Origin of the sequence: Arthrobacter sp. 35/47 (genome assembly GCF_000520475.1) — a bacterium.
GTDB classification, from domain to species: domain Bacteria; phylum Actinomycetota; class Actinomycetes; order Actinomycetales; family Micrococcaceae; genus Arthrobacter_D; species Arthrobacter_D subterraneus.
The window spans coordinates 95318-112231 of sequence record NZ_KI914603.1; the positions used below are offsets into that span (position 1 = coordinate 95318).

Genomic DNA, 16914 nt, shown 5'->3' on the forward strand with positions numbered 1-16914 from the left:
CGACTTGGATGAGCGATCGTCGTCGGTATGACTGCTACCGTCGGGCCCTTCAGTTCTACTTCTGTCGAGGCCCTCACCTAGCTCAGTGGTGATGGAGTTGCTGGTGGACCAGTTGTTCGACCTGCCAGTAGGTGTTTCTTCGTCGAGTGCGGTTGGGGTCCAGGTATTTGGGTGGTCTGAACCAGGGGATGCCGTGGATGGATTCCACGGTCCAGTCGTTTTCGTGGAGGACGTGGTGGTGGCGTGAGCAGACGAGGACGCCGTCGCTGAGGGTGGTTGTGCCTCCGGTGGCCCAGGGGATGATGTGGTGGGCTTCGCACCAGGTTGCTGGGACGGTGCAGTCGGGGAAGGCGCAGCCTTTGTCCCGTGCGACGAGTGCTCGGCGCAGGTAGGCGGGAAAGAGGCGCCTGGTGCGGCCGAGGTCGAGGATCTGGCCTTCACCGCCGAGGACGATGGGGATGATGTCGGCGTCGCAGGCGAGTTCGCGGATGCTGCGGGCGCTCAGTTGGTGGGCGAAGACGGCGTGTCAGCTCTTGCTCGGGCAGGCCGCTTTGCTTTTGCGGCATGCGACAAGAGGTCGACTTGGATGAGCGATCGTCGTCGGTATGACTGCTACCGTCGGGCCCTTCAGTTCTACTTCTGTCGAGGCCCTCACCTAGCTCAGTGGTGATGGAGTTGCTGGTGGACCAGTTGTTCGACCTGCCAGTAGGTGTTTCTTCGTCGAGTGCGGTTGGGGTCCAGGTATTTGGGTGGTCTGAACCAGGGGATGCCGTGGATGGATTCCACGGTCCAGTCGTTTTCGTGGAGGACGTGGTGGTGGCGTGAGCAGACGAGGACGCCGTCGCTGAGGGTGGTTGTGCCTCCGGTGGCCCAGGGGATGATGTGGTGGGCTTCGCACCAGGTTGCTGGGACGGTGCAGTCGGGGAAGGCGCAGCCTTTGTCCCGTGCGACGAGTGCTCGGCGCAGGTAGGCGGGAAAGAGGCGCCTGGTGCGGCCGAGGTCGAGGATCTGGCCTTCACCGCCGAGGACGATGGGGATGATGTCGGCGTCGCAGGCGAGTTCGCGGATGCTGCGGGCGCTCAGTTGGTGGGCGAAGACGGCGTGTCCGGCGTGGCCGGGGCGGCCGCCGTTTCCGGTCCTTTCGTCGTGGCCGGCGTTTCCGGCGTACGCGGTGTCGGCCTTTTCGAGGTCGTTGATGAGGTCGCGGTAGTTGATGGTGACCATGACCTGCGGCCGGTGTCCGCCGGATGCTGGAAGGCCGTCGCTGGCCAGGGCTATACGGCAGGCCGACACGAGTCCGATCAGCAGGTTCTGTGCCCGGGTGGGTTGGGGGCCTTCGAGCGGTTTCGGTGAGCCAGGGGCGTCGCCGTTCACTGGTGCGGCGTTTCCCGCTCCTGTACCTGCAACTGTGGAGCATGCGGGGCTACCGGAATTGGTGGCGGTATCGGTAGCAGGACCCGTGCCGTCGGGATGCGGGGTGCCGGGGCCGCCGTGTTGGGTGGTGGGAGTGCCGACTCTTGGGTTGGTTGCGGTGTTCATGACGGTGGAGAGGTGTTCGAACTGTTCGTCGGTGGCGCCGATTTCCAGGAAGTGCAGTCCGTTGCGTCGGCCGCGGAGGAAGACTCCCTGGCGTGCCCTGAGTATCTTCTCGGTGGGTTCCTGACCGTCCTGGTCCAGGGTGCTTTCCCAGCGGCGGGCGAGCACTCGCAGGCAGTCTTCGTCCGATTCGATGGCTTGCCTGGTGAGATGCTGCTCCATGGCCTCCAGTTGGTGGGATTCGGCGACCGGCCGGACCCGCTCGACCGCGTCACAAATCATGGTGGACGCCCGCATACTCAGGCACCCCGCAGATGAAGCCTCCGCGAGCACGGGCAGCTTGGGTTCAGGTTCAGCGGCTGCACCCGGTCCTGTGCTCGCCGGGATGATGGTTGCAGCCAGGCGTAGGCGGCGGTTGGCTTCGCTGCGGCTGATACGGATTTTCGCGCGCAGGTACTCGGCGGTGTTTCGGTGGATCGACAGCGGCTGCCTGCTGCGCGCCGACGCCGACGCCGACGACGACGACGACGATGCTGGAGCCGGTGCCGGTGCCGGTGCCGGTGCCGATGCTGATGCTGATGCCGACAGCGAGGTCGATGATGAGATGGTTACGTTCCAGTCCTGCGCGGACGTGGCCTGCTCGGGTCCCGATTCGCCGAGTACGGCGATGTCCTGGCTGACGACCGCGGACACCGCAAGTAGCTGCAGATGATCGACAAGCCGTGAGAGTTCCTCGATTTCCACCAGCGCTGCAGCGGTTTCCCTGCGTGATTGCAGGAGATACCCGTCAGCGAGTTCGGTGCTGAAGGCCTCGAGGTCGGCCCGCACTGACTGCAGCAGAGAGGGTTCCTGCAGTCGGTGCTCGTGGAGTGCGATGGCCATGAATCAAATTTATCGAATACATGTTCGATTATCGACCCTCAACAGTCAATGTGGAGGAGAAGTGACACACTGCTTATCCACAGCGGCAAATAGACCGAGCGGATCTACACGCCGCCGTCCGTAGGCCAAACCAGCAGCGCAGTGCCGGTACTCTCGGAATCAGCCGCCCCGTAACCCGGAACCCAAGCCTCACCCCGCCGGCGCCGGCCCCGTACTCTCGCGAACAACCAACTGCGTGGCGAGTTCCACGCTGCGCGGACGCGGATCGGTGCCCCGCGCGATATCGACAACCATCCGTACCGCCGTTTCCGCCATGTCGGTCAGGGGCTGGTTCACGGTGGTGAGCGACGGACCCACCCAGGCGGCCAGGGGCAGATCGTCATAACCGACAACTGATAGCTCCCGCGGCACGTCGATACCCAGCTCGCGCGCTGCCCGCAGCACGCCGAGTGCCTGCATATCGGAGCCGGCAAAAATCGCCGTCGGACGATCAGGGCGGCTGAGAATGGCGGTGCCGTTTTCAAAACCGCCGGCCACCGAAAAATCACCCCAACGGATGGCGTCTTCCAGAAGCGGAATGCCGGCTTCCGCGTGCGCTGCACGGTAACCGTCCACACGGGCACGGGAACAGAGGACATCCTCCGGCCCCGAAATCATGGCTATCCGACGATGCCCCAAAGACAGCAGATGGCGCGTGGCCGAAAGGCCGCCGTACCAGTTGTTTGATCCGACAGCGAGAACATCGGCCGGCGGCTCACCATCGGTATCCAGGACAACGTAGCGGATGCCGCGGGTGTCGAACTGGCGGCGCTGCTCAGCGGTCAGGGTTGACAGCACCAGGATGACACCGAGCGGCCGCCGGGCCAGCACCTCGTCCATCCATCGCTGCTCCGGGCTGTGCCGTCCACCAAGATCGGAGAGAACCACCGCGAGACCGTTGCGCCGCGCCGCGCTCTCCACACCACGGATGATTTCGATCGACCAGGCGGAATCCAGCTCATGAAAAACCAGCTCCACCAAGGGTGACGACGACGTCCCGGTCTGCTTGGAATGCCGCTGGTAGTTGTGCTCCTGCAGCGCCTTTTCAATCTTCAGCCGGGTCGCCGGCGCAACATCAGAGCGGCCATTGAGCACCTTTGACACTGACGGGACCGAAACGCCGATCTTCGCGGCGATCTCGGCGATCGTCGTCCGGCCATTGGCGGTGCCGGTGGTCGATGATCCTTCGGCTGACATGTGGGTGTCCTCGCTCTTTCGAAATCTCTGTGGAAACCGTAGCAGTTCCCGCGTGCGGCTCTCGGCGCGAATTTTCAACGGTGGAAAAGGTCTTGACAGTTCCCCAGATAGTGACAAGTATTACATCAAACATTTCGCAACAGTTTTCGAAACTAGCTCGCGGGGGCAAAGAGAACTAACTCCCAGAGCTCGAAGCCAGACCAGCGCAGTCAGTGCCGGAAATCAACAAAGGGGTTCCATGTCCACCGTTACGGGGTCTGTCCGCGCCGAGCACTGGCAGGACGCATCCGCCTCTCCATCGGCAAGGGCCGCGGATCTCGTTGCCCGCATGACCCTGGAGGAAAAAGCCGCGCAACTGGTGGGCGTCTGGGTGGGCGCCGATGCTTCGGGCACCGGCGTAGCGCCTCTCCAGAAGGATCTGGCGGAACCGATCGACTGGAACTCCCTCACGGAGAACGGCCTCGGCCAACTGACCCGGCCATTCGGAACCGCCCCGGTAGAGCCGGTCGCCGCCGCACGGTCCCTGGCGGCATCCCAACAGCACATCGCCGGCTCAAGCCGGTTCGGCATCCCCGCGATCGTTCACGAGGAATGCCTGGCCGGACTGGCAGCATGGCGCGCCACCGCTTACCCCGTTCCGCTCGCCTGGGGCGCCACCTTCAACCCGGCACTGACCGAGCGGATGGCAAACCTCATCGGGCAGTCAATGCGTTCCGCCGGAATTCACCAGGGGCTGGCCCCTGTCCTGGACGTGACCCGCGACTACCGCTGGGGCAGAACCGAAGAGACCATTTCGGAGGATCCCTACCTCGTGGGCGCCATCGGAGCCGCCTACGTCCGCGGGCTCGAAGACGCCGGAATCATCGCAACCCTGAAGCACTTCGCCGGCTACTCCGCCAGCCGCGCCGGACGGAACCTCGCACCGGTCGCCATGGGACAGCGCGAATTCGCCGACGTCATCCTTCCCCCGTTCGAAGCCGCACTGCGACATGGCGGCGCACGTTCGGTGATGCACTCCTATACAGAGATCGACGGCGTTCCCTCGGCCGCGGACAAAAAGCTGCTCACAACGATCCTTCGCGGGCAGCTCGGATTCGAGGGAACTGTGGTGGCCGACTACTTCGGCATCCGCTTCCTTGAACGCCTGCACCGCATTGCCGCGGACGGCACGGCAGCTGCCGGCCTGGCGCTCGACGCCGGCGTCGACGTCGAACTGCCCACCGTTGACACCTTCGGTGCACCGCTGATCGACGGCGTACGCGAGGGCCGGATCGATGAAGAGCTGGTGGACCGGGCCGCCCATCGCGTGCTCACCCAGAAAATCTCGATCGGCCTCCTCGATGTCGGCTGGGACCCGCTTCCCGACGCAATTGAGGACCTTGACTTCGACACGGAGGAAGCCCGGGAACTCAGTGAGGCAATGGCCCGCCAGTCCCTCGTCCTGCTCAAGAACGACGACGGCGCCCTGCCCCTGAAGAGCGCCGCGAAAGTAGCGCTCGTCGGGCCTCTCGCAGACAACCCCATGGCCATGCTGGGGTGCTATTCCTTCCCTGCACATGTGGGCAGCCAGCACCCGGAGGTGCCGCTCGGCATCGACATCCCGTCCGTGCTTGACGAGATGCGCACCGCATTCGGCTCCGTTCAGTACGTCCAGGGCTGCACCGTGGACGGGCCGGAACGGGACGGAATCGCCGAGGCGGTTTGCGCCGCACAGGATGCCGAGGTCTGCGTGATTGTCCTCGGGGACCGCGCAGGGCTCTTCGGGCGAGGAACCTCCGGTGAAGGGTGCGACGCCAGCGACCTGCAGCTGCCGGGAGTGCAGTCCGAACTGCTGGAAGCGGTGCTGGCCACCGGGACGCCCGTCGTCGTCGTCCTTCTGGCTGGCCGCCCCTATGCTCTCGGGTCTGCGGCAGAAAAAGCTGCTGCCATTGTGCAGGGATTCTTCCCGGGCCAGCGCGGCGGCCGCGCCGTCAGCGACCTGCTCGCCGGGGCCTACTCGCCGTCGGGGCGTCTTCCGGTCAGCATTCCCCGGGAGCCCGGCTCGCAGCCCGGCACCTACCTGGCCCCGCCGCTGGGAATGAAGTCCGGGGTTTCCAACCTCGACCCCACCCCGGCCTTCCCGTTCGGACACGGCCTGGGGTACACGAGCTTCGAATGGTCGGATGTCCGCGAGCTGCATGGCCGGACCGAGTGGCCGGTTGACGGCGAGGTGACAGTCGGGGTGACCGTGACCAACACCGGCGAAGTGAGGGGAGCCGACGTCGTCGAACTGTATCTCCATGATCCGGTGGCGCAGGTGACGCGCCCACTGCAGCGGCTCATCGGGTTCGCGCGCGCGGAACTGGATCCGGGGGAGTCGGCCCGCGTGAGCATCACCGTCTCGGCCGACCTTACGGCCTTCACCGGAATCGAGGGCCGGCGCATCGTGGAGCCGGGCGACGTTGAGCTCCGAATTGCACGCTCCAGCGCGGACATCCACACGGCACTGAACCTGAGGCTCACCGGCCCTGTCCGCGAGGTAGGCGCTGACCGCGCACTCCTGGCCGTCGTCGAAACCACCTCGCGGCACGAGCGAGAAGGAGCCTCATGACTTTCGAAAAGAACGACGACGACGGGCGGCACAACCGCCTGGACGCACCATTCGAGCCGGGCTAGGAGGACAAGCGCGTCAGACGAACGGATTTTCTTCGCAGCAATTGCGGCATCATCGCCGCCGACAACGGTGTCTTTGCACCGCGAAAGGACCAGCAACACAATGACCAAGAGAAGAGCCCTGCTTGCGGCAGGGATGACCACGGCACTGGCAGTCACACTGATCGGCTGCACAAGCGGTAACGGCGGCGGAGGCGGCGCCGGAGCAAGCAAGACCAACTGCACCAACGAAATCAAGGTGCAGGATGTCCCGGTTGTCACGTACTGGGGCTGGTTTGAGGACACCGCGCAGACGGTCGATAACTTCAATGAAAGCCACGACGACGTCCAGATCTGCTGGACCAACGCCGGCCAGGGAGCGGACGCCTACACCAAGCTGTCGACGTCGCTGCAGTCCAAGTCCGGGGCTCCGGACATCGTCCAGATCGAGTACGACTGGCTGAACAGCTTCCTCATCCAGGGTGGCCTGGTCAACATGGCCGAGCACGGCATCGAGGAGTACAAGGACAGCTTCACCGAGGGAGCCTGGCGGGACGTCTCCAGCGGCGACGGCGTCTATGCCGTTCCGGTCGACCTCGGTCCGGTCGGCATGTGGTACCGCGCCGACCTCTTCGAGGAGCATGGCATTCCGGTACCGACCACCTGGGAGGAATACGCGGCTGCAGGCGAGCAGCTGAGTGAAGCGACCGGTGGCGAGACCCTCATCGGCAACTTCGCGCCCAACGGAGCCGGCCAGCATTACGCGCTCCTCGACCAGGCCGGAGCCGTGCCCTTCGAATTCGACAACGGCAATCCCACCGAGATCGGCATCAACCACGACGACGAGGCGAGCAAGAAGGTCTACGAGTACTGGATCGACCTGGTTGACCGCGGCCTCGTAGGCACGGACCAGGCGTGGACGTCGGAGTTCAATACCGCTCTGGGCGGCGGCCGGTACGCCACCGCCATCTACCCGGTCTGGTACAACATCCACATCCCCGCGTTCGAGGGGGCGGAGGAGGGCGCCGAGTGGCGTGCGGCTCCGATTCCGCAGTGGGACGGCTCCGAGCCCAAGCAGGTGAACTGGGGCGGCAGCACCCTGGCCGTCACAGCCCAGGCCGAGGACCCGGCGCTCGCCACGAAGGTAGCCGCCGAGCTCTACGAACCCCAGGAGAACAAGGAACTCGGCGTCGAGGTGGGCGGGCTCTTCCTGGCCTACCCCGAGATGATCGAGTCCGATTACTTCCAGGACCGCCCGTACGAGTTCTACGGCGGTCAGCAGATCAACAAGGAAGTCTTCGGTCCTGCGGCTCTCGCCTATGAGGGCGTGACCTTCTCGCCGTTCTCGCAGTACTACTACGACGAGTCACAGCGACTGCTGTCGGAGGCGATTGCCGGGAACATGTCCGCTACCGAAGCAGCGGAAGAGCTGCAGGTCTCGCTTGAGACCTACGCCACCGATCAGGGTTTCACCCTGAAATGAGACACCCCTGTGCGGGCGGGAGCTCCCGCCCGCACAGCGGCTCTCCCGCCTGCCTCCCCAAGGAAGTAACACATGTCAGCCACCACACCGCTACGTAAGCCCAGCCCTGCCCCCGCCGCGGCGAAGCGGGGAACCACCCTGGAACAGAAGCACGCCCGATACGGCTGGGTGTTCCTCGCTCCGTTCGCCGTCGTATTTTTGGTCTTCCTCGTCCTGCCGCTCGCCTACGCCTTCTGGATGAGCCTGCACACCAACACCCTGGCGGCAGGTGAGCAGTTCGCCGGGCTGGCCAATTACGTCACGGCATTCAACGACCAGCGCTTCCTGTCCGGCATGGGGCGGGTGGCAGCGTTCGCCGTCGTCTTTGTGCCGCTCCAGATCGGGCTGGCGCTCATCTTCGCGCTCATCCTCGACGACGTCCGCAGCAGGCTGTCCCGCTTCTCGCGGCTGCTGATCTTCGCGCCGTACGCCATCCCGGGAGTGATCGGAGCCCTGATGTGGGGGTTCCTGTACAGCCCCTCGTTCGGCCCGCTGGTGACGTTCTTCGAATTCCTGCAGATGCAGGCGCCGGACATGCTCAGCCGGGACTCGATCTTCTGGTCGCTGACCAACATCGTGACCTGGCAGTGGACCGGCTACTACATGATCATCATCTACGCCTCGCTGCAGTCCATCGATCCGTCCATCTACGAGGCTGCCCGGATCGATGGGGCGTCGAAGCTCCAGACTGCGCTGCAGGTCAAGGTGCCGATTGTCGCGTCGTCGCTGGTGCTGGTGGTGGTGTTCTCACTCATCGGGACGCTGCAGTTCTTCACGGAGCCTCAGGTGCTCGCCCCGCTGGCCGGTAACGCCATCGACGCCGCATACACGCCGAACCTGTACGCCTACAACCTGGCGTTCTCGTATCAGCAGTTCAACTATGCGTCGGCCATCTCCTTTGCGCTCGGCCTGCTGGTCTTCCTCGCCTCCATCATTTTCCTGATCGCCACCCGCAAGCAGAGCGGACTCCGCTGATGACCACTTCACCACTCCTGAACAACGACGCCCCCACCACTGCCGGTCCGCGGAAGACACGGGGGTCAGGTAAGCCGCGGAAGGACAAGGCCGTTGGCCTGCACATCCTCCTTGCCATTGCCTCCCTCTATTTCCTCCTTCCCATGTGGTGGCTCTTTGTTGCCGGAACCAAGAGCACGCAGGGGCTCTTCACGGGTACCGGGGGCCCGCTGTGGTTCGACCAGAACTTCGCGCTGTTCGACAACATCGGGCAGCTGATGACGTACAACAACGGGATCTACCTGAAGTGGCTGGGCAACTCGTTCCTGTATGCGACGGCGGGAGGCATCGGAGCAACGCTCCTGGCGGTCCTTGCGGGCTACGCGTTTGCGAAGTACCGCTTCCGGGGACGCACAGTCAGCTTCATGATCCTGCTGGCGTCGGTGATGGTCCCGGCGACGGCACTTGTTATTCCGACGTACGTGCTGTTCAACAACCTCGGGCTCACCAACACCATCTGGGCCGTGATCCTGCCGTCGCTGCTGAGCCCGTTCGGCGTGTACCTCATGCGCGTCTATGTGCAGGATGCCATCCCGGATGAGCTGCTCGATGCGGCCCGGGTGGACGGCTCCGGAGAGTTCAGGACCTTCCTGACCATCGCGCTGCCGCTGATGCGGCCGGCGGTCGTGACGGTCATGTTGCTCTCGGTGGTGGGCGGGTGGAACAACTACTTCCTGCCGCTCGCCATGATCTCCGACCCCACACTGCTTCCCGTCACCGTGGGGCTGAACGCCTGGCAGGTCCAGTCGAACTCCGCCACGGCGAGCAGCCTGGTGTGGCACCTGGTGACCAGCGGGGCGCTGGTGTCGGTGATCCCGCTGATCATCGCCTTCCTGATGCTGCAGAAGTACTGGCAGGGCGGGCTGTCGCTCGGCAGCCTCAAGTAGTCCTCTCGAACGTTATTCACCCACCTTCCAAGGAGCAGCATGTCCCAGGCCCGAGTGACCGTCGATCCGAGCTACGTCGTCGGCCCCATCAACCGCAGGCTCTTCGGATCCTTCATCGAGCACATGGGCCGCGCCGTGTACACGGGGATCTACGAGCCCGGGCACCCCACCGCGGATGAGGAGGGCTTCCGCCAGGACGTCATCGAGCTCGTCAAGGAGCTGGGCGTTACCGGTATCCGCTACCCGGGCGGCAACTTTGTTTCCGGGTTCCAGTGGAGGGACAGTATCGGCCCCAAGGATCAGCGTCCCCGCCGGCTTGACCTGGCGTGGCGGTCCACCGAGACCAACCAGGTGGGTCTGCACGAGTTCGCCTCCTGGGTGCGGAAGGTGGGCGGCGAACTGATGTATGCGGTCAATCTCGGCACCGCGGATACCAAGGACGCCCTCGATGTGGTCGAGTACGCGAATATCGCCAAGGGTTCCACGCTGTCGGAAGAGCGGATCACCAACGGGCAGCCGGACCCCTTCGGCATCAGGATGTGGTATCTCGGCAACGAAATGGATGGGCCCTGGCAGGTGGGGCATTCCTCGGCCGATGACTACGGCAAGAAAGCCTCGCGCACAGCGAAGGCACTGCGCCAGCTGGATCCGGAGGTGGAACTGGTGGCGTCCGGGTCCTCGCACCCCACCATGCCGACGTTCCCCACCTGGGACCGGGTGGTCCTTGAGCACGCGTACGACGACGTCGATTACATTTCCTGCCACGGCTACTACGAGGAGAAGAACGGCGACCTCGGGTCGTTCCTGGCCTCCCCGGTGAAGATGGACCGGTACCTTGACGTGGTCATTGCGACCGCTGATCACGTCAAAGCACTGAAGCGGAGCGACAAGACGCTCAACATCTCGTTCGACGAGTGGAATGTCTGGTACCTGGGCGACAACCTTCGAAGCTTCCCACGCCAGACCGACCGGTTCTACCGGACCGACGAGATCGAGGGGGATAACTGGCCTGAGGCGCCGCGGCTCGCTGAGGACGTGTATTCGGTCGCCGACGCGGTGGTGGTCGGGGGACTGCTCATCTCACTCCTGCGGCACGCGGACCGCGTCACCTCGGCGGCCATGTCCATGCTGGTCAACGTCATTGCGCCGATCACCACGGAGCCCGGTGGCCCGGCCTGGCGGCAGACCACCTACTATCCGTTCGCGGTCACTTCCAGGCTCGCGGTCGGCGTCGCTCTCGACGTCCGCGTGGAAAGCGGGCAGTACGAGACCGATGAACTCGGCAGCGTGCCGCTGGTTGATGCCGGGGCAACCTACGACGCCGGGAGCAGACGTGCCGCCGTCTTCCTCGTCAACCGGTCACTCACGGACAGCCTGACGGTCACCGTGGACCTGGCGAAGCTCGGCGATATGTCGGTGCTTGAAACGCAGATGATCTCCGATGCTGACGTCTATGCCCGGAACACGAAGGACGCGCCGGAGCGAGTGACGCTTCAGCCGAATACAACGGCTACGTACGACGACGGTGCCCTCACCGTCACGCTCCCGCCGGTCTCCTGGACCGCGGTGGCGTTGGGCTGAGTGCCGAGCGACTCTTGACCTGACTAGTAGCGTGCCCTAGGTTATCGATAGTCGTTATTATCGACTGTCGATAATTCAGGGGGATTTCATGGAACGGTCCAGGGGCGCATCGCTCAAAACGAAGAAGGTCGTCTCCAGGGTGGACGCGATGACGCTGATGATCGCAGCCGCGGTTGCTGCGATTGCCACGACAGCCCTCACCGTCACAGGCATCATCGAGACCTTCACCGGTCCGGCGACGCTCACCCTGCCGGTGGCCTCAACGCAGCAGCAGCCGGCCGGGCTGCAGCTCGGAGCGGAGGGGCGGTTCACCGCCGTCGAGGTGACTCTTCCGGCAGTTCCCTCCGGCGAGGCGGCGCTCCTGGCCTGGGCAGGGGTGCTGAGCCAGGTGGGCATCCTTGCTGTCCTGGTGCTGCTGTTCCTCCTGGCGTTCCGCCTGCGGGGCGAAAACCTATTCACCCCTGGATCCGTCTGGATCGTCGGGGCCTGCGGAGCGGTGCTCGCCATCGCCGGAACCGCCGGACAGGTGATCGATTCGGTTGCCCGGAACCGGCTGGCCGAACTGGTCGGAGCCAATCAGCGCACCCCGGACGAGAGCATCATCTTCATGGCGGACTTCAACATCGGACCGGTGATGGCCGGGATCGTCCTTGTGCTGGTGGCCGGCGTCTTCCAGTTCGGCCTTCGCCTGCAGAAGGACGCCGAGGGGCTGGTCTGATGCCGGCGGAGGAGGATGCCGGGATCCACTGCCGGCTCGATGAGCTCCTCGAGGAACGTGGGATGACCCTCACGGAACTGAGCAAGCGCGTTGGGGTGAGCCTGGTGAACCTGTCGGTCCTGAAGAATGACCGCGCGAGAGCGATTCGATTCTCCACGCTTTCGGCCATCTGTGGCGTTCTGGAGTGCGAGGTGGGGGAGCTGCTGGTCCATGAGGCGTGAGCTTGCCGCCGTCGTCGTTCCAGGTCGGGGAAATCAGCGGTGACCACGGTGTGGGTCTTGACCGAGTCGCCGGCGTGCCAAAGCCAGCCAGACGTCGTCAGGTTCCGTGAATCGACTGGATGCTCATACTTGGTGAGTCGGCAGTATTTTGCCGGTTGAGGTCTCCTTGAGAGCTCAAATTCGGTAAATCAGCAAAAATCGGCACGATAACGCCGATTTAGATAGGAAAGGGTGTGCGGTGCTATAAACCCATCCATAATCGGCACTATACTGCCGATATGGATGGCTCTGAGGGCGTCGACGAGATCGCCAAAAGCGTGCGTGACGCGCGAAAGCAGGCAGGGATCACGCAGAGGGACCTAGCCGATTTATCAGGGGTGTCGGAGCGAACGATCCGAGCGATCGAAACCGGTACGGGCAACCCTTCGATGGCTGCAGTGATTGCCGCTGCAAGGGTGCTGGGCCTGCGGGTGGAGGTCCGGTGAGGGGCTCGGACCTGCAGGATCTGCGGTTCATCCGCAAATCCGACGTCTATCAGAACGGAGTGCTTGCCGGACATTTGGAGCGGACATCCTCCGCCGGAACACGCTTTTCCTACACCACGGCCTTCCTGGGGAGCGGCTCACGTCCTATTGCCAGCACGTTGCCGTTGACCGAAAGCACGGTCGAGACACCTGCCGGCTCCCTGCCCGCGTTTTTCGCGGGCCTGTTGCCGGAAGGGTACAGGCTGAGCTTGCTGCGCAGGGCTGTGAAGACCAGCCTTGATGACGAGTTGACTCTCCTGCTGGCGGTCGGTGCAGATGTTCCAGGCGATGTGCAAGTTGTCCCTCACGGTGAAGCGCCGGCTGAACCAAAGGCGGCTGCCAACGCAACCTCGCCGGAAGAAACCGACTTCGCCTCGTTATTCGACGCCGTAGATCTGCACGCTCTGCCGGGTGTTCAAGCCAAGGCCAGTGCCTCCATGCTTACCGTGCCGCTGGCAATTCAGAGGCGTCGGTACATCCTCAAGCTGAATCCTCCGGAGTACCCGCATCTGATCCGTAACGAGGCTATGCATTTGGCAGGCGCGAAGGCTTTGAAGATTCCGGTAACGCGAAGTTCTCTCGTAGCAGACCGGAACATGTTGCCCGGGCTGCTGGTCGAACGGTTCGACAGGCGCTGGGAAGCCGGCGCGCTGCACCGTCTGCCGCAGGAGGACGCCACTCAAGTGCTGAACCTGCCTCCGGGTGCAAAATACGGGGTCGATGCCGAGGAAGTTGTCCTGGCTCTGGCAGGAGTCTGCAAAGCCGGCGCCATCGCTCGCCGCAACCTCTACCTTCAGTTCCTTTTCGCGTGGCTTACAGGGAACGGTGACCTTCACGCGAAGAATGTGTCGGTACTGGGTAGTACACGTGGAGATTTCGTGGTGGCGCCGGTCTACGACATCCCATGCACGTTGCTCTATGGCGACAACACGATGGCGCTGCCGATTGCGGGCAGAATCAGGAACCTGAAAGCGAAGCATTGGGCGGAATTTGCGGATACTCTCGGGCTGCCGGACCGGGCCGTGAAAACAGCAATCGGGCTCGCGCTTACCGCGGCCAAATCGATCGATTTGGACCAGCTCCCATTCAGCGGTTCACCGCTCAACGGAGCGAAGCGGGAACTGCGATTCCGACGCCGGGAACTTGCGGACTGATCCAGTTACCGTTCCTGTGTTCCGTACAAAGAGCCAATCTCAGCCCGTCGCCTCAAGAATGAAGCGCGCGGTTTCCTCCGGCTGGTCCCAGTGGGGGAAGTGTCCGCAGTTTTCGAAGACGTGGAGCGTGGCGTCCGGGTAGAGAGACATGGCTACGGCCGCCTCGCTCAGCGGCGTGACCCTGTCCTGTTGCCCCCACCCGAACGCGAGTTTGCCCTTGAGGCTGCCCTGCGGTGCCCCTTCCTGCCTCGGTCCGTGCGCGAGCGACCTGCGGGCTGCGTCAAGGCTGGGAGAGGTGGCGAACCCGCGTAGCTCCGTGAGTACAAGGTCCGGGTCGAGCTTCCAGGGCGCAGCGGAGAACTGGGCCAGGAGCGCGGTCCGGCCGGCAGCCTGCTTGACCAGCGAGGGGAGGGTGGGCTGGATCCGGCGCACCAGCGCGATGGACGCGGTGATGGTGCTGTTGAAGATGCGCACCTGGGTGTCGTTCCAGAATCCGCCCGGATCGAGCGCCACCGCGTTGCCCGTATGGCCCCGCCGCGCCATCTCGACGACCATCCGCGCGCCCATCGAACTGCCGACAATATCGGCACCCTCCAGCCCCTCGTCGCGAAGGAAGCGTTCGACGGCGTCGCTCAGGGTTGCGATGCTCACCTCACCGGTGAGCGGCGCACTCCTGCCGAAACCGGGGAGGTCGACGGCGATGACTTCGCGCTGTGCCTGAAGCATCGGGAGGATGGGGTCCCAGTTGCGGATGCTGGACCCGAGTCCGTGCACGAGGACGAGTGGTTTGCCGGAGCCGGTTCGTTCGGTGTTCAACATGCGAATCGTTTCCTTTGGTCGCCGTGCCGGTGCTGTGCTGAGGTGGTAGATGACCCAGCCTAGTACCGCAGCGCGCGGAAGGGTCCAAACGCGAAGGACGAGTAGGCCATCACACCACGGGTGAAACCGGAACGGCACCGCTCAGGAATTCGGCGAGCGAGGTTCCCCGGACCCCATACGTTTCCGCCAGTTCCGACATGTCCAGCGGGGAGTCGTACATTTCCAACGCGGTCAGCAGCTGCACAATGAAATCCGGCATGGCCGGCACGGGTTCTCCGACGGGCACGGTGACGACGTCGATCGGCCGCCCGAGGTGCCGCTCGAAGGCGGCCACGGCGTCCCGCCAGGAGAGCGGTTCCGGTCCGCCCAGCCTGAGGGTCTGGTTCTCGGCCGCGCGGGAGTGGAGCGCAGCCACGGTGTAGGTCGCGACGTCGGACATGGTGATGAAGGAGTGCCTGCGCCGGCCTTCCCCAACGAGGGTGACCGGGGCGCCCTGCAGCGCCGGACCCCCGACGACGGCCATCAACAGAAGGTCCATGTAAACGTTGGGCTGGAGCGAGGTCCACGCCATGTCCGTCCCGGCAAGGTGCCGTTCCGTGAGGCCCTTCGCGCGCAGCAGCGGCATGGGGCTGTCCGGGTCCGCGCCGAGCGATGAGATGAAGAGGAACCGCCGGACGTGGGCCGCGGCAGCCGCATCGATGAGGTTCCGGTTCCCGGCCAGATCCACTGAATCGATCGTGTCCGTGCCTCCGCGCGCCGTCGAATTCGCCGTGGTGATGACTGTGTCGACGCCTTCGCAGGCCATCTGCAGGGAATCGGGATCCTTCAGGTCGCCGTAGGCAACCTCCACCAGGTGTCCCAGCTCGTCGCCCGGATCCTGCCGGACCAGAACGCGGACCGGTTCGCCGCGCTGGATCAGTTGCTGGGTGATGAGCCGGCCGAGCTTGCCGGTGGCTCCGGCTACGAGAATCATGATGCTTCCTTGGGATTAGCGATCCAGTAGATGGGTGAGGGCTGCGGTGGCGTCCTGATCGGACTGATCGACGGGCTCCAGGAAGAACCTCGCTTCCGTGATGGCGTCGGTGCCGACAGTGAAAATGACGACGCCGCGCATCAGGTGAGGCGCACCGTGGCCATGGGCGCCGCGATGCTCCCATTCGGTCCAGACAACGCGGTCCTGGACCGCCGACCGAAGGATGCGTGCCTGCACGTCAGGGATGGCGTCGAAGATGCTGCGCCAGTTCCGCCGCACCTGATCATTCCCGGTGAAACTCCGTGCCGGGTGGGCCGGGGTGATGTTTACGTAGTCGTCCGCGAAGCAGGCGGTGAGGGCGTCGACGTCGTGATCATTGATCGCGCTGACGAGCCGGTTGATGACCTCGAGCGGGTTCTCCTGGAGAGCCTTCGCGCCGGGGTATTGCTGGTTGCCGGTCATCGGCTAACCTTTCATTACAGTAGCTTGTACCCAATTCAAGTATGGAACCGAGAATGCCCACCGTCAATGCCCGTCGCTCATATGATTCCAGCGGACGCAGGGCCCGCGCCCAGCGGAACCGTGCGCTGATCCTCGATGTGGCGGAACAGCGGTTCCTGCAGGACGGGTTCGCGGCGACCACCATGGCAAGCGTGGCCGAACGGGCCGGGGTATCCGCCGAGACCATCTACAAGGCCTTCGAGAACAAGGCGGGCCTGGTCCGGGCCATCTACGAACGGGGTCTGACCGGAACGGGGGCAGTGGCTGCCTACGACCGGTCGGATGAGGTGCGGCAGCAGGTCGACAACCCGCGGGAACTGATGCGGGAATGGGGACTCCTCACCGCCGAGGTGGCTTCCACCGTGACCCCTATCCTCCTCCTGATCAGGTCCGCGGCAGCGACCGACCCGTCCATGGCTGAGCTGCTCGAGGCCAGCAACACCCACCGCCTGGAACGCATGGAGCACAACGCACGGTTCCTTGCCGACCGGGGCTTCCTGCGGGAAGGCGTCAGCCTGTCCCACGCCACCGATGTCATGTGGACGGTCAGCTCCCCGGAACTGTATGAACTGCTGGTCCTCACGCGCGGCTGGACCTCTGAGCAGTTTGCGGGTTTTGTCGCGGAGACCATGACCGCAGCTCTCCTTCCGCCCCAGCACGCTGCCTGAACGGCGGTACGACGACGAACGGCCGGCTCCCTGCGCAACTGACCCAT

The 16914-nt window shown here is 64.3% G+C and carries 15 protein-coding genes; 10 read left to right on the forward strand and 5 right to left on the reverse strand.

Annotated features, from left to right (window positions below; translation table 11 throughout):
* Window positions 1-660 precede the first annotated feature (660 nt).
* Both X803_RS19355 and X803_RS19360 read right to left on the reverse strand, forming a co-directional pair.
* Window positions 661-2418: an HNH endonuclease signature motif containing protein gene (locus X803_RS19355; RefSeq protein WP_051470676.1), complete on the reverse strand. Its 1758-nt coding sequence runs from the start codon at window positions 2416-2418 to the stop codon at window positions 661-663.
* 189 nt (window positions 2419-2607) lie between these two features.
* Window positions 2608-3654 carry a LacI family DNA-binding transcriptional regulator gene (locus X803_RS19360; RefSeq protein WP_035778630.1) on the reverse strand — a complete coding sequence of 349 codons (1047 nt, stop codon included), beginning with the start codon at window positions 3652-3654 and terminating at the stop codon, window positions 2608-2610.
* A gap of 238 nt (window positions 3655-3892) precedes the next feature.
* Here X803_RS19360 and X803_RS19365 point away from each other — a divergent pair, with 238 nt between their 5' ends.
* From X803_RS19365 to X803_RS0110980, 9 genes are all read left to right on the forward strand, one after another.
* Window positions 3893-6244: a beta-xylosidase/alpha-l-arabinosidase gene (locus X803_RS19365; RefSeq protein ID WP_051470677.1), complete on the forward strand. Its 2352-nt coding sequence runs from the start codon at window positions 3893-3895 to the stop codon at window positions 6242-6244.
* A gap of 165 nt (window positions 6245-6409) precedes the next feature.
* A complete protein-coding gene (locus X803_RS0110945; protein ID WP_084033659.1) occupies window positions 6410-7768 on the forward strand; it encodes an ABC transporter substrate-binding protein in 1359 nt (452 codons plus the stop codon).
* 72 nt (window positions 7769-7840) lie between these two features.
* The gene (locus X803_RS0110950; protein WP_026545169.1) at window positions 7841-8782 is read left to right on the forward strand and encodes a carbohydrate ABC transporter permease; all 942 of its coding nucleotides are present in this window, start codon (window positions 7841-7843) and stop codon (window positions 8780-8782) included.
* Window positions 8782-9708, forward strand: a complete 927-nt coding sequence (locus tag X803_RS0110955) for a carbohydrate ABC transporter permease (RefSeq protein WP_026545170.1) — start codon at window positions 8782-8784, stop codon at window positions 9706-9708. The genes X803_RS0110950 and X803_RS0110955 overlap by 1 nt, the downstream gene beginning before the upstream one ends.
* A gap of 39 nt (window positions 9709-9747) precedes the next feature.
* Window positions 9748-11289, forward strand: a complete 1542-nt coding sequence (locus X803_RS0110960; protein WP_026545171.1) for an arabinosylfuranosidase ArfA — start codon at window positions 9748-9750, stop codon at window positions 11287-11289.
* An 88-nt stretch (window positions 11290-11377) separates the two neighbouring features.
* Window positions 11378-12007 carry a hypothetical protein gene (locus X803_RS0110965; RefSeq protein ID WP_026545172.1) on the forward strand — a complete coding sequence of 210 codons (630 nt, stop codon included), beginning with the start codon at window positions 11378-11380 and terminating at the stop codon, window positions 12005-12007.
* Window positions 12007-12228, forward strand: a complete 222-nt coding sequence (locus X803_RS0110970; RefSeq protein WP_173400912.1) for a helix-turn-helix domain-containing protein — start codon at window positions 12007-12009, stop codon at window positions 12226-12228. Before X803_RS0110965 ends, X803_RS0110970 begins: the two co-directional genes overlap by 1 nt.
* A gap of 278 nt (window positions 12229-12506) precedes the next feature.
* Window positions 12507-12713, forward strand: a complete 207-nt coding sequence (locus X803_RS0110975) for a helix-turn-helix transcriptional regulator (protein ID WP_035778704.1) — start codon at window positions 12507-12509, stop codon at window positions 12711-12713.
* Complete coding sequence (locus X803_RS0110980; protein ID WP_051470678.1) at window positions 12710-13906, forward strand: type II toxin-antitoxin system HipA family toxin; 1197 nt, start codon at window positions 12710-12712, stop codon at window positions 13904-13906. Before X803_RS0110975 ends, X803_RS0110980 begins: the two co-directional genes overlap by 4 nt.
* 39 nt (window positions 13907-13945) lie before the next feature.
* On the opposite strand, the gene X803_RS0110985 is transcribed toward X803_RS0110980, so the two are convergent.
* The 3 genes from X803_RS0110985 to X803_RS19375 all read right to left on the reverse strand — a co-directional run bounded on the left by X803_RS0110985 (window position 13946) and on the right by X803_RS19375 (window position 16160).
* Window positions 13946-14725, reverse strand: a complete 780-nt coding sequence (locus tag X803_RS0110985; protein WP_026545176.1) for an alpha/beta fold hydrolase — start codon at window positions 14723-14725, stop codon at window positions 13946-13948.
* Window positions 14726-14834: 109 nt separating this feature from the next.
* The gene (locus X803_RS21105; protein ID WP_051470679.1) at window positions 14835-15698 is read right to left on the reverse strand and encodes an SDR family oxidoreductase; all 864 of its coding nucleotides are present in this window, start codon (window positions 15696-15698) and stop codon (window positions 14835-14837) included.
* A 15-nt stretch (window positions 15699-15713) separates the two neighbouring features.
* Complete coding sequence (locus tag X803_RS19375) at window positions 15714-16160, reverse strand: nuclear transport factor 2 family protein (protein WP_026545177.1); 447 nt, start codon at window positions 16158-16160, stop codon at window positions 15714-15716.
* A gap of 53 nt (window positions 16161-16213) precedes the next feature.
* On the opposite strand from X803_RS19375, the gene X803_RS0111000 reads away from it, so the two are divergent.
* Window positions 16214-16867 (forward strand): TetR/AcrR family transcriptional regulator, encoded by a 654-nt coding sequence (locus X803_RS0111000; RefSeq protein ID WP_051470680.1) that lies wholly within the window; start codon window positions 16214-16216, stop codon window positions 16865-16867.
* Window positions 16868-16914 lie beyond the last annotated feature (47 nt).